The sequence below is a fragment of the Proteus sp. PR00208 genome (assembly GCF_016238545.1).
In the GTDB taxonomy this organism is placed as follows: Bacteria; Pseudomonadota; Gammaproteobacteria; order Enterobacterales; family Enterobacteriaceae; genus Proteus.
Map to the genome: position 1 here is coordinate 1 of NZ_JAEHQE010000022.1, position 15,341 is coordinate 15,341.

At 38.9% G+C, this 15,341-nt stretch carries 13 protein-coding genes; 4 read left to right on the forward strand and 9 right to left on the reverse strand.

Translation table 11 applies throughout. The features are described 5' to 3' along the window. Nucleotides 1-31: 31 nt before the first annotated feature. The 3 genes from JEP36_RS14265 to JEP36_RS14275 form a co-directional block, all read right to left on the reverse strand. Complete coding sequence (locus tag JEP36_RS14265; RefSeq protein WP_198630375.1) at nt 32-1,708, reverse strand: AsmA family protein; 1,677 nt, start codon at nt 1,706-1,708, stop codon at nt 32-34. 100 nt (nt 1,709-1,808) lie between these two features. Next, complete coding sequence (locus JEP36_RS14270; protein ID WP_198620074.1) at nt 1,809-2,363, reverse strand: hypothetical protein; 555 nt, start codon at nt 2,361-2,363, stop codon at nt 1,809-1,811. A 157-nt stretch (nt 2,364-2,520) separates the two neighbouring features. Beyond that, the gene (locus tag JEP36_RS14275; RefSeq protein ID WP_198620073.1) at nt 2,521-3,912 is read right to left on the reverse strand and encodes a uracil-xanthine permease family protein; all 1,392 of its coding nucleotides are present in this window, start codon (nt 3,910-3,912) and stop codon (nt 2,521-2,523) included. A 241-nt stretch (nt 3,913-4,153) separates the two neighbouring features. Between JEP36_RS14275 and gltS the strand changes: the two genes are divergently transcribed. Then, nucleotides 4,154-5,371, forward strand: coding sequence for a sodium/glutamate symporter (gene gltS / locus JEP36_RS14280; protein ID WP_109374336.1), 1,218 nt, complete (start codon nt 4,154-4,156; stop codon nt 5,369-5,371). A gap of 161 nt (nt 5,372-5,532) precedes the next feature. On the opposite strand, the gene recG is transcribed toward gltS, so the two are convergent. The 6 genes from recG to JEP36_RS14310 all read right to left on the reverse strand — a co-directional run bounded on the left by recG (nt 5,533) and on the right by JEP36_RS14310 (nt 12,382). Further along, on the reverse strand, nt 5,533-7,620 hold the full coding sequence (recG, locus tag JEP36_RS14285) for an ATP-dependent DNA helicase RecG (protein ID WP_198620072.1): 2,088 nt from the start codon (nt 7,618-7,620) through the stop codon (nt 5,533-5,535). Nucleotides 7,621-7,624: 4 nt separating this feature from the next. Next, on the reverse strand, nt 7,625-8,347 hold the full coding sequence (gene trmH, locus JEP36_RS14290; protein ID WP_198626304.1) for a tRNA (guanosine(18)-2'-O)-methyltransferase TrmH: 723 nt from the start codon (nt 8,345-8,347) through the stop codon (nt 7,625-7,627). Nucleotides 8,348-8,349: 2 nt separating this feature from the next. Continuing rightward, entirely contained in the window at nt 8,350-10,476 is a 2,127-nt protein-coding gene (spoT, locus tag JEP36_RS14295; RefSeq protein WP_198630376.1) for a bifunctional GTP diphosphokinase/guanosine-3',5'-bis pyrophosphate 3'-pyrophosphohydrolase, read from the reverse strand. A 29-nt stretch (nt 10,477-10,505) separates the two neighbouring features. Beyond that, nucleotides 10,506-10,781 (reverse strand): DNA-directed RNA polymerase subunit omega, encoded by a 276-nt coding sequence (gene rpoZ / locus JEP36_RS14300; RefSeq protein WP_006534607.1) that lies wholly within the window; start codon nt 10,779-10,781, stop codon nt 10,506-10,508. A gap of 54 nt (nt 10,782-10,835) precedes the next feature. After that, entirely contained in the window at nt 10,836-11,459 is a 624-nt protein-coding gene (gene gmk, locus JEP36_RS14305; RefSeq protein ID WP_006534608.1) for a guanylate kinase, read from the reverse strand. Nucleotides 11,460-11,764: 305 nt separating this feature from the next. After that, nucleotides 11,765-12,382 carry a trimeric intracellular cation channel family protein gene (locus JEP36_RS14310; protein WP_088494339.1) on the reverse strand — a complete coding sequence of 206 codons (618 nt, stop codon included), beginning with the start codon at nt 12,380-12,382 and terminating at the stop codon, nt 11,765-11,767. A 136-nt stretch (nt 12,383-12,518) separates the two neighbouring features. Between JEP36_RS14310 and JEP36_RS14315 the strand changes: the two genes are divergently transcribed. From JEP36_RS14315 to JEP36_RS14325, 3 genes are all read left to right on the forward strand, one after another. After that, nucleotides 12,519-13,805 carry a DUF3748 domain-containing protein gene (locus tag JEP36_RS14315; RefSeq protein ID WP_198630377.1) on the forward strand — a complete coding sequence of 429 codons (1,287 nt, stop codon included), beginning with the start codon at nt 12,519-12,521 and terminating at the stop codon, nt 13,803-13,805. Nucleotides 13,806-14,021: 216 nt separating this feature from the next. Then, on the forward strand, nt 14,022-14,909 hold the full coding sequence (locus JEP36_RS14320) for an endonuclease/exonuclease/phosphatase family protein (RefSeq protein WP_198620069.1): 888 nt from the start codon (nt 14,022-14,024) through the stop codon (nt 14,907-14,909). After that, the gene (locus JEP36_RS14325) at nt 14,899-15,339 is read left to right on the forward strand and encodes a hypothetical protein (protein ID WP_198620068.1); all 441 of its coding nucleotides are present in this window, start codon (nt 14,899-14,901) and stop codon (nt 15,337-15,339) included. The genes JEP36_RS14320 and JEP36_RS14325 overlap by 11 nt, the downstream gene beginning before the upstream one ends. Nucleotides 15,340-15,341 lie beyond the last annotated feature (2 nt).

Sequence of the window (15,341 nt, forward strand, 5' to 3'; positions counted from 1 at the left end):
GAGCAATCCGTGCTCCTGCGAAAGATCAATATTATAGGTGATTAATTATCTCGCCATTTTGTATCACTGAGTTGAGTATTTGTTGTTCATCTTTACTTCCCGTTAATGTGCCATTAAGTGTTGATGCCACTGGGTTTGAACGTAAATCACCTTTCAATTTTAGTGTGAACTGGCCTATTTCATCAGAGTAGGTTGTTTTTAAACCTAATGTATAAGGCGTTGATAAAGGTACATTTAGGCCATTAGCAATAAGTGAAAATTGGCGCTGTTGGTTAGATTGCACTAAACCGGCTGAACCTCGAACAATGCCATCACCAATAAATGCTGAATATTGCTCAACAATAGCGTTATCTTGTTGAGTGACAATTTTTAAATCAGGGCGACGTAATTCAATGCGATTTAACGTACCACTATCGGCATTTAATATGGCTGAACCTTGCCATAATCCCCATTCACCTTCTTTTGCAACCACTAAATTTCGCAGTTTTCCTGTTAAGTTGGTGAATTGGAATGGAAATTCTGGTGTGATATCAATCAAGATAGATTGATTGATAGATAACTGTTCGATAGTGATATTTTGAATATTACTCTTGTTATCTATTGGTTTAGCTAAAAAGTTGAGCCAATTTTCAGGTAGCGTATATAAAATGCCTGATAGTGTGGCGTCTTGGATAGTGATGGTTTTATTGTCTTTATTCCAATGACCAGCAAGCTTAATTAAGCCTTTTTCATAGCGTAGACTGAGGTTATCTAGATTAAGTTGATTGTTTTGCTGGTTGAGTTTTGCGATAAGATCAGTGAAGTGTTCATCTTGAAAAACAACGTCATTTGTATTGAGTTCACCAGTTGTAAATGAAAGAGCGTTATCCCAACTAAACTGAGAAAATTGCCCATCAAAACCACTGATTGCCCACTGTTTTCCTTCAGCAGTAAAATCAACAATATTGAGTGCTCTTATGCTAATACGGGGATATTCAGAGAGAGACTGAATTAATTCGTTAAAGGTTTGCGAGGATTGCCAGCGCAAGCCATTCATATAAACTTCATCAAATTTCCATTGATTATCTTGATATTGACCACTTAATGAAAGTGAACCACTGAGTAAGCGGGTGCCTAGTTTCTCTATTTGAATATTATCGGGTTGGTATTCACCTGAAATAATAAAGTTACTAAAATGATTGTTGTTTATTGAGCCTTCTGCAATCGAAAATTGGAAATGACCCGCACCAATAACATCATTTAATGTTGGTTTCCAAGGTGTAATACCACCTGTTATTTTGTCAGCATTAAACGTGATATCCACAGTATTGTTGCTCAATGCCATATTTTTAAATTGCAAAATATCAGCACTTAGTGGCATGGCTGGCGATTTACCAGTGAGCTTAATTGAACCGTTTTCTAAGGTGATTTTTTGTAGATGAGATGGTGTGGTAAAAAATTGCCAATTCAATCTAATTTGCGCTGATTTTGCCGATACTGTGGCTTTATCTTGTTTAGGATTAACGAGGAGATCATGAACAATGACTTGTTCGGGTTGCATAAGATCATGCTCAATACCTGAGAAGCGAATATCATAGTCAGTGTATTGTGTCAGCCATTCACTGGTTTTTTGTGCGCCCCACTGAGTCTGAATAAAAGCGTAAATTATAATAATAAATAAAATAACGATAAGTATCAGAGATACCAAACTTTTCATCAGCCAGCGCATAACCTTTCTCCTGTTTTATACTCCATCAAAACAGTATACAGTTATGCCTGAAAACTGAGCGATGCTCAAGTCATCATCGGATAAATCAAAGAGATTTTGCCTACTTATTAGTTATCTCGGATATCCTCGTGATCAAGCTTTGTGTATGTGGTGACGGCTTAGGTAATTTTTCTAAACACTTATTCACTTCTTTAAGTATTTCTATAACGGATTGAGAGTACTGGGTTTCTTCGACGGTTAATTTTCTTTGATGTAACTTATTACCGTAATTAATAAGTTGAGATATTAACTCATTAGGCTCGATATTTCCGGAGCGATAAACATCGTAGAGATTAGGTGTAGTACTGGATTGATTTTGTAAGTAATTAAATGAATATTGAAGGGCATCTGCTTTGTCTTTATTGGCAGGATTATTCAGGCATGGATTTATTAAAAACGTGTGTAAATCTATGTTGATATGCTTTAAGTTAAATTCAGCAACAGACTTATTTCCTAAATAAGCAAATTTATGGTCACTATTAAACAATGAAAGAATGGAATCTTTGAGATAAGTAAAAAATTGCCCAATAGTTTGTATATGAAAATCTTTAGTAGATGGGTGATTTTTTAAGTATTCAAGTGCAGTGTTTGTCATTGGGGTAAGAGGTATTGGCATCTTATTTTCCTTTGAATTTTAGTAAGAAGATGAATATTAATTACTGTAATTAAAAGGAAAAGGCTTTTATAAAAATGCCATTAGCCTAAAAGTAATAAATAAAGCGCTATTTTTTATTATGAAGATAGCGCTTTATTATTATGTTGCTAATTAATGATTATTTTTCTGGTGGAAAAATAAGATTTAAAATAATGGCAGTTAAACCACCAGCAGCAATACCTGAGGACAGCAATGTTTTTAGCCAATCAGGTGCAAACTGCAAGATTTGAGGCTGCTGTGAAACGCCCAATCCTACTGCAAGTGAAATCGCAAGGATCATGATGGCTCGGCGGTTTAGTGCTTCTTTGGAAACAATACGTACACCAGATGCAGCTATCGTACCGAACATAACTAATGTGGCTCCACCTAATACGGGTTCAGGAATTCTTTGCACAAATTCTGCAACGAATGGAAATAAGCCTAAGATAACGAGCATTGCGGCAACAACATAACCTACATAGCGACTTGCAACGCCTGTTAATTGAATAACGCCATTATTTTGACCAAAACAAGAATTTGGGAAGGTATTGAAAAATGCCGAAACCATAGAGTTAATTCCATTAGCCAATACGCCCCCTTTAATACGTTTCATATACAAAGGACCACTAACGGGTTGCTCTGAAACATCTGAAGTTGCTGTAATATCCCCAATGGTTTCTAGTGATGTGATCATAAACACCAGCATTAAAGGAATAAGCAAATGCCAATCAAATGACAACCCATAATAAAAGGGTTCAGGAATAGTCATGAAAGGTGTTTCTTGATGTTCTGCTGGTGTGGGCAACATATCTAAAGCCCAAGCAAGAACATAACCCACAGCCATTGCAATGACCAAAGAAGCAACGCGTAAATAAGGATTTTTTTGTCGATTAAGTAAAATAATAACAATAAGTACAGAGCCTGCTAATAACAGGTTTTGTGGTGAACCGAAGGTATTATTTTCAATGGCTGCATAACCACCACCAATAGAGGTTAATCCAACTTGAATTAAAGAGAGACCGATTATCATCACTACGACACCTGAAACTAACGGTGTAATGATGCGTCTTGCTAAATGAAGGACGCGAGAAAGGACGATTTCGGTTAATGAGGCAACCATTAATGTACCAAAAAGTGCCGCCATCATCGTTGGAATATCCGCCCCTCCATTTTTTAGCGCTAATCCGCCCATAATCAAAGGTGCGACAAAATTAAAGCTAGTACCTTGAATTGATAACAATCCTGAACCTATCGGTCCCCATGCCCGAATTTGAATAAGAGAGGCAATGCCTGATGCAAATAAAGACATGCTGATAATGCGTTGAGTATCGTGTGCAGGTAATCCTAATGCTTGGCAAATGAGGATCGCAGGTGTGATAACCGCAACAAACATGGCTAAGAGATGTTGGCAAGCAGCAAAAAGTGTTTGTGGTAATGGCGGTTTCTCTTCTAAAGCAAAAAGAAGTTCGCTATTTTTTTTAATTGAAACGTCACTATTTTTAGGCAAATTTTGATTTTCTGAAGTAACCATGGTGTGAATTTCTTATTCGACAAAAACGGTATTTTAATGATCTGCGCCACAAAAGCAATCGTTTGCGTAAAAATGATGTTATCAAAATGCATAAGAGGTGCTCACATTTTTATATGTTTTAACTTGTGTTTGTCTCCGTTTTTTTTTCTAATCGGGGATACCTGCTTTTGGCGTTGTTTATGGATGAACTTAGCGTCGTAGTATTTTTATATAAAATTAACAAATAAGACGGGGTACATAAATGTATCATCTTGATGTTTATGGCACGCTGGTTGCGGCCACTTTGGTTCTCTTGATCGGACGTAAGTTAGTGAAATCTGTTCCTTTTTTAGAACGGTATACGATCCCAGAACCCGTTGCAGGTGGGCTACTTGTTGCTGTTCTTCTATTAGCATTCAAATCTTTTATGGACTGGGAAGTGAGTTTTGACCTCTCATTAAAAGATCCATTAATGCTGGCATTCTTTGCAACAATTGGTTTAAACGCAAACCTCGCAAGCTTAAAAGCGGGAGGAAAAGCGCTTTTTATTTTCATCTTTGTTGTTGTTGGACTGTTGTTAGTACAAAACACAGTCGGTATTGCATTAGCAGAAATGTTAGGTCTTGATCCATTAATGGGATTACTTGCTGGCTCGATTACATTATCGGGTGGTCATGGTACAGGGGCTGCTTGGGGTAAAACCTTTGTTGAAAATTATGGTTTTATGAGCGCGTCTGAAGTGGCGATGGCTTGTGCTACTTTTGGTTTAGTGTTAGGTGGATTGATTGGTGGCCCAGTTGCACGCTACTTAATCAAAAATATCCCAACGCCAGGATTAGGTGCTGACGACCATGAAATGCCAACAGCGTTTGAGAAGCCGACAACAGGCCGAATGATCACTTCAATGGTTTTATTAGAAACTATTGCGATGATCTCTATCTGTTTAATGGCAGGTACGTTCCTTTCTCAACTGTTAGAAGGTACAGCATTCTCATTACCGACCTTTGTGTGCGTTCTGTTTATTGGTGTTATTTTAAGTAATAGCCTTTCAATGCTTGGGTTCTACCGTGTTTTTGATAGAGCGGTATCAGTCTTAGGTAACGTGAGTTTATCGTTATTCTTAGCGATGGCATTAATGAGCTTGAAATTATGGGAGCTTGCGTCACTGGCGATACCAATGCTGGTTATCCTTGGTGTTCAAGCAGGTGTAATGGCACTGTATGCCATTTTTGTAACTTTCCGTGTCATGGGAAAAAACTACGATGCCGCGATTTTAGCAGCAGGTCACTGTGGCTTTGGTTTAGGTGCTACACCAACGGCGATTGCAAATATGCAAGCTGTAACAGACCGTTTTGGACCGTCTCATCTTGCGTTCTTGGTCGTACCTATGGTCGGTGCATTCTTTATTGATATTGTGAATGCAATAGTGATTAAACTGTATCTGATGCTACCGTTTTTTACGCCTATAGTTGCAGGGTAGTTTGGTTGCTATAAATTAAAAGAGTTTCAAAAACGTTAAAGAGCACCTCAATGTTGAATATCGACATTGAGGTGTTTTTCTATGTGTATTTAACTTACGAATATTTCAAGATCGACCCAAAGCGAGATGAAACGCACGCTAAGCCATGCAAAAAAGTAACCTTAAGCTTGGCTATATTGTGTCTTGGCAGGCAGCCAGCGTTCGATTAAGGCTTGAGAATGCTTAGGGTAGTGTTGATGCAGGTAACGAGCGATACGTTGAACTTCAGGAACAAGTCCTTGGTCGCGTAACAAGTCAGCGACTTTAAATTGTGCATTACCCGTTTGCTTAGTGCCTAAAAGCTCACCAGGACCACGAATTTCGAGATCTTTTTGTGCAATCACAAAACCATCATTGCTATCTCTTAATACCTGCAATCGCAAACGTGCTGTTTGAGTGAGTGGTGTTTTATATAACAAGACACAATGAGAGGCGATAGCGCCTCGGCCTACACGTCCGCGTAATTGGTGTAACTGTGCGAGTCCCAGTCGTTCTGGGTTATCAATGATCATTAAACTTGCATTAGGTACGTCAACACCGACTTCAATCACTGTTGTCGCGACTAAAAGTTGAAGCTCATTTTCTTTAAATGCGGCCATTACAGCTTGTTTCTCTGCGGGTTTCATTCGCCCGTGTACCAATCCCACTTTGATTTCAGGGAGTGCGATTGTAAGCTCATCATAGATAACTTGGGCTGCTTGCGCTTCAAGAACATCAGAATCTTCAATTAAGGTACATACCCAATAGGCTTGTCGCTTTTCTTCTGTGCAAGACAGCCTGATGCGTTCAATAATGTCATTACGGCGAGTATCAGGGATAGCGACAGTAGTAACAGGTGTGCGCCCTGGTGGTAATTCGTCGATGATAGACGTGTCCATATCAGCGTAGGCTGTCATCGCTAATGTTCGAGGGATTGGCGTTGCCGTCATCACTAATTGATGGGGATGAAAGCCTTGCTCTTCGCCTTTTTTCCACAACGCGAGACGTTGATGTACGCCAAAGCGGTGTTGCTCATCAATAATCACTAAGGCTAGAGAGTGAAACTTAACTTGTTCTTGGAATATAGCATGCGTTCCAATAATGATGGAAACGTCACCATTAGCAATGGCATTTTGCTGTGTTTCACGCGCTTTTCCTTTCTGTTTTCCTGCTAACCAACCCACTTGAATACCAAAAGGCTCAAACCATTTTTTAAAGGTTAATGCGTGTTGCTCTGCCAACAATTCTGTTGGTGCCATTAAAGCCACTTGTTTGCCATTAGCAACAGCACGCAATGCACTTAGTGCTGCAACTAAAGTCTTACCTGAACCTACATCCCCTTGGATCAACCGCATCATCGGATAGTCTTTTTCTAAATCTGTTTCTATTTCATGGACGACACGTTGTTGTGCATTCGTAGGGGTAAAGGGGAGTGACGATAGAAATTGTTGGCGTAACGTAGAGGTACTTGGCATAAACAATGGCTCTGCACGATAAGATTGTGCGCCAGCTCTTGCATTGAGCATACCTAGATTGTGGGCGAGTAATTCTTCAATAATTAGCCTTTTTTGCGCAGGGTGCTGTCCTTTCTCAAGCTCCGCAAAAGCGATATCAGGTGGAGGATTATGCAGAGTGCGTAATGCCGTGGCTAACGGAGGTAAACCATGAATAAATTGTTCGGGCAATAATTCGTTAATAGCACAGGTATCGAGTAATTCTAAGGCTTGCTCTATTAATTTGCGTAGTGATGTTTGGCGTAAGCCTTCTGTTGTTGAATAGATGGGCGTGAGCGTTTCTTGTAGTTTAACTTCCGAACCTGCAACTTTGATTTTGTATTCAGGGTGAATAATTTCTGGTCCACGGCTTCCCCGTTTAACTTCGCCATAAGCAGTGACTTGTTTACCTTGAGCAAGGTTATTTTTCATTGCGGCAGTAAAGTTAAAAAAGCGAAGGGTTAAAATGCCAGAGCCATCAGAAATTTGGCAGGTCATCATTTTTCGTCGACCAAAAGTGACTTCGGTTCTTAGAATTTCACCTGAAACAGTGGCCGGAATGCCGGGAAGCAGATCGCTGATAGCATAGAGGTGTGTTTGATCTTCATAACGCAAAGGAAGGTGGAGTAACAAATCCTCAATAGTCACAAGCCCTATTTTTGCCAGCTTGTCTGCCTGACTTGCACCTACGCCGTGAAGAGTGGTTAAGGGGATTGCATCAAGCAGTTTTCCTTTCATGGGATCAATACTCCGTCTTTTTTAATTTCCTAAGTTGTTTTTGCGTCATTTGCATTTCTGCCCACCATGACTCAGGTGCTTCAATCTCACCGTTACCATTAATATAAGGGCGAGGCAGTCCTTTTCGACGAGAAACTTCTGCCAATACTGGGTATCCGCCTTCAAAGAGAAGAATTTGTTGTTCTTCTTCCGTTAAGGTGCTTTCTGTTCGATTATACATACCCGCAGCCTGACGTTGGCGTTGTGCTTCATATAAAATTAGCGCACTGGCGACAGAAACATTTAGGGATTGTACCATTCCCATCATCGGCACAATAATATCTTGATCTGCAAGCGCGATAGCATCTTGTGAGATACCCGTTTTTTCTTGCCCCATAATAATACAAGTCGGGCGTGTGTAATCAATCTCACGGAAATCAACCGCTTTATCTGAGAGATGAGTCGCAAGAACTTGCATACCTTGGGTGCGAAAGGCGCTAACTGCATCTGTAATCGTAGGATGAGTTTCTACATTGACCCAACTGTTACTCCCAGCCGCAGGTGAAACTAACATCCGCATTTTTTCTTCAGGCCAAATAGCATGAATTTTAGGAATACCCACAGCATCAGCTGTTCTTATAACCGCAGCAACATTATGGGATTTATGCACTTCTTCAAGGCAAACGGTAAGATCAGGCTGCCGCATCGCCATCATTTGGCAGATGCGGGCATATCGAATTGAATTCATGACTAGTTTTTATTACGGCTAACGCGCAGAACGTCTGGCATGATGCGAAGTTTACGCATGATATTGGCTAATTGAATTCTGTCTTTCGCGGTTAAGCGAATAAAAGCACAATACACGCGACCATCTTTCTCTTCGGTATTCATACTTTGAATACTCGAGTTTGCATCATTAATAGCTGCGGTTAAGTTTGCTAAAGCGCCTTGGTGGTTAATCATATCAACTTTAATTTCAGTGATGAAATCACTGTTGATCTCTTTATCCCACTCGACAGGCATGAATTTTTCAGGCTCTTTTTGGTAACCACGTATATTACGACAAGATTCATGGTGAATAACCAAACCTTTACCTGGGCTAATATGTGCAATGATAGGATCACCCGGAATAGGGCGACAACATTTAGCGAAGGAGATCAATACACCATCAGCACCTTTAATTGGGAGTTTAGGTGTTTCATCATTAGATGTTTCTGTTGGTGCGTTCTCATCTTGATTTTGACTATCAATCAATAAATTACGCGCAACAACAACGCTCATAGTATTACCTAAACCAATTTCAGCCATTAAGTCGTCGATTGAATGAAGCTTCATACGCTTCAACTCGCGCTCAATATTTTCAGCTGAAATATCAGCAAGCTTGTGCTCACCTAATGCGTGATTGAGTAAACGACGACCTAAATTAATAGAGTCTTCACGTTTTAGGTTTTTTAGAAGTTGTCGGATTTTAGAGCGAGCTCTTGAACTGACGACAAAGTTTAGCCAAGCTGCATTCGGTCTTGCACCCGGAGCAGTAATAATTTCAACCGTTTGTCCAGTACGTAGCGATTGTGAAAGTGGATAAGGTTGTCTATCAACCCTAGCACCCACACAGGCATGACCGATATCTGTGTGTACGGCATAAGCAAAATCGACAGGGGTTGCACTTGTTGGTAATTCAACAATGCGACCTTCTGGCGTGAAAACGTAGATTTCATCAGGAAAGAGATCTGATTTTACGTTCTTAATAAATTCAAATGAGCTACCTGCGCTTTGTTGCAATTCAAGTAAACTTTGCATCCAGCGTTGGGCTCTAACTTGTGCAGTTGTACCCGGTTGTTCACCTTGCTCTTTATAAGCCCAATGTGCTGCAACCCCCATTTCTGCCATTTGATCCATATCTTCAGTACGAATTTGTACTTCAACTGGCACTCCATGAGGGCCAATTAGTGAGGTATGAAGAGATTGATAGCCGTTGGCTTTTGGGATTGCAATATAGTCTTTAACTCGACCGGGACGAGGCTTATAAAGACTGTGCATTTGACCTAAAACGCGATAACAGGTATCGACTTCTTTCACGATAACGCGAAAGGCGTAAATATCCATGATCGAGTGAAAACGTTGCTCTTTTAACAACATTTTCCGATAGATAGAGTAAAGGTGTTTTTCGCGACCGTTAACTTTGCATTCGATATGCGCTTCTGTCAGGCGACCTTCAATTTCAGAGAGGATTTTATTAATCATCTCTTTACGGTTACCTCGAGCTGCTTTAACGACTTCTTTGATTACACGGTAGCGATTAGGATGTAGCGCCTCGAAACCCAGCTCTTCGAGCTCTGTTTTGATATGGTGTATACCTAAACGGTGTGCAAGAGGACTGTAAATTTCGAGTGTTTCTCGAGCAATACGGCGACGTTTATCTGGGCGTAATGATCCCAGTGTGCGCATATTGTGAGTTCGGTCTGCCAGCTTGATCAAAATGACGCGGATATCTTTTACCATCGCCATAATCATCTTACGGAAGTTTTCAGCCTGAGCCTCTTTTTTATCTCTAAACTTCAATTTATCAAGTTTAGAGACTCCTTCAACAAGATCGGCGACCGTACTACCAAAGAGGCTTTCGATATCTTGGAAGGTTGCAGGTGTATCTTCGATAACATCATGCAACAGCGCCGCCATCAGCGTTTGGTGGTCTAATCGCATATCTGCAAGAATACACGCAACCGCAACAGGGTGAGTAATATAAGGCTCACCACTTGAACGAGTTTGCCCCTCGTGGGCATTTCGGGCGACGATAAAGGCTTTTTTAAGTTGTTCGACTTGCTCCGATGGCAAGTATTTTTGAACGATTTGATTCAGGCTTTCAAACAGGTACAAGGCAGACCTACCCCTATTTTATAAAACGATTAACGACGACCTTCCGCAATCGCTGAAACAGCTTGTAATTCTGCTGCTTCTTGCTCTTGCTGCTCTTGACGTTCACGAGCATCAAGAATTTTACCGTTAATCAGGCCTTCTTCGATTTCACGTAGCGCGACAACAGTCATTTTATCATTTTCTTCTGGAACTAAAGGATCTTTAGCGCCAACTTGTAACTGACGCGCACGACGTGCTGCGACCAGAACGAGGTCAAAACGGTTACCAATTTTCTCTACAGCGTCTTGAACGGTTACGCGTGCCATATTTGTGTTACTCCACCATTAACGAAATGACTGGGCATAATACTGAAAGTTAACTCAGTCTGCCAATAATTTGCTGATTAAATCACCATGTCGTAGCGTTTGACGATCAAGGCGTAATTTTTCTGAACGAATAATTGATTGTAAATCAGCAAGCGCGGTATTGAAATCATCATTAATCAGCAAATAATCATACTCATTAAAATGTTCCATTTCCGATACAGCTTGTGACATACGTTTTGTAATCACTTCTTCGCTATCTTGCCCACGTCCACGAAGTCGGCGGTAAAGCTCTTCTTTTGACGGTGGCAGAATAAAAATACTGCGAGCTTCAGGCATCGCTTTACGCACTTGCTGTGCGCCTTGCCAGTCAATATCTAAAAAGACATCGACACCACTGGCTAAGATTTCTTTGATAACTTTGCCGGAAGTTCCGTAATAATTACCAAAAACACAAGCATGTTCGAGGAAATCCCCGCTGTCTATCATGCTTTTAAATTCTTCTTCAGTAACAAAGAAGTAATGTTCACCATGGCTCTCTCCCGGTCGCATTGGGCGGGTTGTATGAGAGACAGAAACCTGCGTGTCATATAAAGGCTGTGTTTTTAACAGCGCTTGAATAAGACTTGATTTACCCGCACCGCTTGGAGCGGAAACAATATAAAGTGTTCCTTGGATCATGATGACTTTCTGAATTTGACTGGAGAATTAAGTATAAATACATGTTTAGGGAGCAAATCCCCCATATAGTATACACATACAATGAATGACATACAGTGCCCATGTTTAATACAGGGCCATTTTTTTCTTATTACATTCTATTTTCTTAATATAGAAACAAGAGAAAAATTAAACTATGTCAATATTAACATACAATTAAAGGCTCAGTGATAGGAATTACCTTTTATCACAATAGCGAAAAGAGATTATATTTTGAGATACCCCACAGAATCAAAAAGAACCGCTGTCGTTAAAACAGCGATTCGTTAATCTTGATTCTCGTAATTAAAGACAGGTAAGCCCAATTTATAACGAATAGCGAGAAGTCGAGCTGTTAACCCAGCAATTAGGGTAATGATGATAATGACGTCTCTTGGTAACGGTGTATAAAACAGTAATCCCATATAAAGCCACGCAGCACCAAAAGCGATACCGGCATAAATCTCTTTTTGGAAAACCAGAGGAATGGTATTACAAAGCATATCTCTTAATACACCACCAAAAGCACCCGTAATCACCGCAGCAATAGCAGCAATAATTGGGCCATAGTCCATATCGAGTGCGATTTGTGCGCCGATAATAGAGAAAACCATTAGGCCAATGGCATCTAAGATAAGAAAGAGTCGCTGTAAGTGTTTCATCATAGGTGCAACCCACATGGTGATAACAGCAGCACATGCAACAGTGACGATATATTCGGGGTGTTTTACCCAACCCAGCGGGTAATGGCCGAGTAGAATGTCTCTGACAGATCCACCACCAATGGCAGTTGCAGAGGCGATAATAATTACGCCAAAAACATCCATTTTACGACGACCAGCAGCGAGTGCACCCGTCATGGCTTCTGCTGTAATACCAATAATATAGAGAACACTAAGTAACATGATTTTCTAATTTTCTGACTATTTAGTGAGGATAGAATAATTACCTTGCGAAAAAGTCTCGACTGAATTTTTTTAGTGCCAGGTAAAATTAATTAGTTTTTATAATGTGGAAATTTATTTCCCGATAAGGATAAATATGTCTTTTCAGGAACACCAGATTACGTTTGATAGCCGTCACCATCAGCTAACTAATATAAATGTTTGGACGCCAGATAGCCAGTGGTTAGTCTATGATGTACGTCCCAATGGGGGATCTTTTACAGGTCTAACCATAGAAAAAATTCATGCGAAAACAAAACAGCAACAGATCATTTACACAGCAACACAAGGGGCACATGCAGGGGTTGCGACAGTAAGCCCAACAGAGCCCGTACGTTATGCCTTTATTCATGGGCCAGAAAATCCAGATAATGAATGGCATTATGACTTCCATCATCGTCGTGGTGTGATTGTTGATGAGTCAGAAAATAATCGTGCATTTAATATTGATGCGTGTTCATTGACTTCACCTTATCAAGCGGGTGCATTGCGTGGCGGTACGCATGTTCATGTTTTTAGCCCTGATGGCACTCGTTTAAGCTTTACTTACAATGATCATATTATGCACGAACTTGGTAGTGAATATGATCAACGTAATGTAGCTGTCGCCGTGCCTCTCAAAGCGGTTAACGTCATTAAGAAACACCCTCGTGAATATGATGGTGAATACTTCTGTACAGTGATAAGCCAAACCGTGGCGCATCCACAAAAGGGAAGCGACGAAATTAATAAAGCTTATGAAGAGTGTTGGATTGGTACTCAAGGTTATACAAAAGCGGATGGTTCACAACAACGTTGGGCTATTGCATTTATCGGCGATACCGTGAGTGAAAATGGTGATAAAGTTTCTGATATTTTCTTAGTGGATTTACCCGATGATAATCATGCTTTTAGTATTGAAGGTGATAAACCACTAGCAGGAACCGACACAACAATGCCAGCAGTGGCTAAAGATATTTACCAAGTTCGCCTAACAAATACCGCAAATAGAAAATATGCAGGTGTTTTAAATCAGCCTCGTCACTGGTTAAGAAGCTCGCCGCAAGGCGATGCGATTGCTTTTTTAATGAAAGATGATAACGGTATTGTGCAGTTATATACTGTTTCGCCAAGTACCAAGGAAGTGAAACAAATCACCTCACAACCATGGGATATTCAGTCTGCCTTTACGTGGAATAGTAACGGACAATATCTCACTTTTATTTGTGATAATAGCGTGATGCTATGTAATGCGAAAACGGGTGAGTTAACTCGATTAACAGAAAAAACAGTACAAGCACCGAGTAGTGATGCTGTCGTATTCTCTCCAAATGACCAATATATTGCATTTATGCGTGATGTTGATGGTTATCGTCAGATATTTACAGTAGAGACTGGGTTGTAAAACTTTACAATATATTGAGAAGGTATCTTAAATAATAAGATACCTTCGTATTTAATAAAAAACTAATAATTTAAACATGAATTAAAATATTTATTTGTTTTGATTTATTTTATTGTTTTTCCTATTTTTATTTATTGTGCTAAGTTAATAAACTTTAGTGAGATAATAACTAGTAATATTTAAAAGTAATTTATTATTAATGGAATGATATATAAAATGGAATTGAATTTATGCTGGTGGAATATGGGATTATCTCCACCAATAAGATCAAGTAAGAAAATAAATATAGAAGATATTGGATTAGCAAAACAATACCTTGGAAAAATGATAAAAAAAAGAGCACTGGATATAGTTGCACTTTGTGAGATTTCTAAAAAAGAAAACCTAGATTTTAAACAATTAGCTTGTGAATTAAATATGGAATACATTGATTTATCAGGAAGAATAGGGCGTATATTTATTGATATATCTATAATGTATAAGATGAGTAAATTAGAGTTTATCTCAAGTAAATTTTTAACTAAGCTTCAACCTGATAATAGAACAATAAGAGTAGGTGTAAGTGTTGTATTTAAAGAGATTGAAAATCAAAAAATAATCACATTCTTTTTATCTCACTGGCCATCAGTACTTAGTGCTGATGATAAAATCAGGCGTATAGCCGCCCAAGAGTTGAGGAATAGTATTGATAAGCTATTTGAAAACCAAGGAAAAGATGCTCAAATTATTTGTATGGGAGATTATAATACAGAGCCTTATTCTGATTCGATGATTAATACATTATATGCAACGAGAGATTACCACATAATAAAAAAGAAAAGAGAGTTATTATTTAATCCATTTTGGTATCTTTTGTCTGATAAGAAAACAAATAATTTAGGTACGTATTATTATAATTCAGCTTCAATGAGTCGATGGTATGTTTTTGATCAAATGATCTTCTCTTCATCATTTTTATATGGAAAAGAAGATTGTTTTAAGTTAGATCTCGAGCAGATTGATTTTTATCGGATACTCAATGATGACAATCACTGCCTTGATGATATTTTCTTTAAAAAGTTTGATCATTATCCAATATTTTGTAGGATTTCACATGAACGATGAAAATAATTTTTTTGAAAAGATAAAGGCTTCATTGGATAGGGCATCATCTATCATTGATATAAAAAAACAAATAGAAAATAAAATAAGCATAGTTATCGAAAAACTAGAAATGATCACTAATAATAAAATTAAAATATTATTTAAAGATAATCATCATTATTGCCCTAAATTTATTAATAGTGAAAGGCTTATTTATATCGATAAAGTAAATGTAAGTGATGAGTCTGGATTTATACTATTTGGTTATAGTTTTAGTAAAATTAATGGTTTTCCTATTGAAATAGAAACTGAAATGGAATCTTTTCATGCGGAAGATATCGATGATTTATTACATATTATTGTGAATATCATTGATAGAGAATCGATAAGAATTATGGAGCTTGTTCATCATCCGCTCAAAGATAACTCAAGTAAAAATAATGATATTTGATA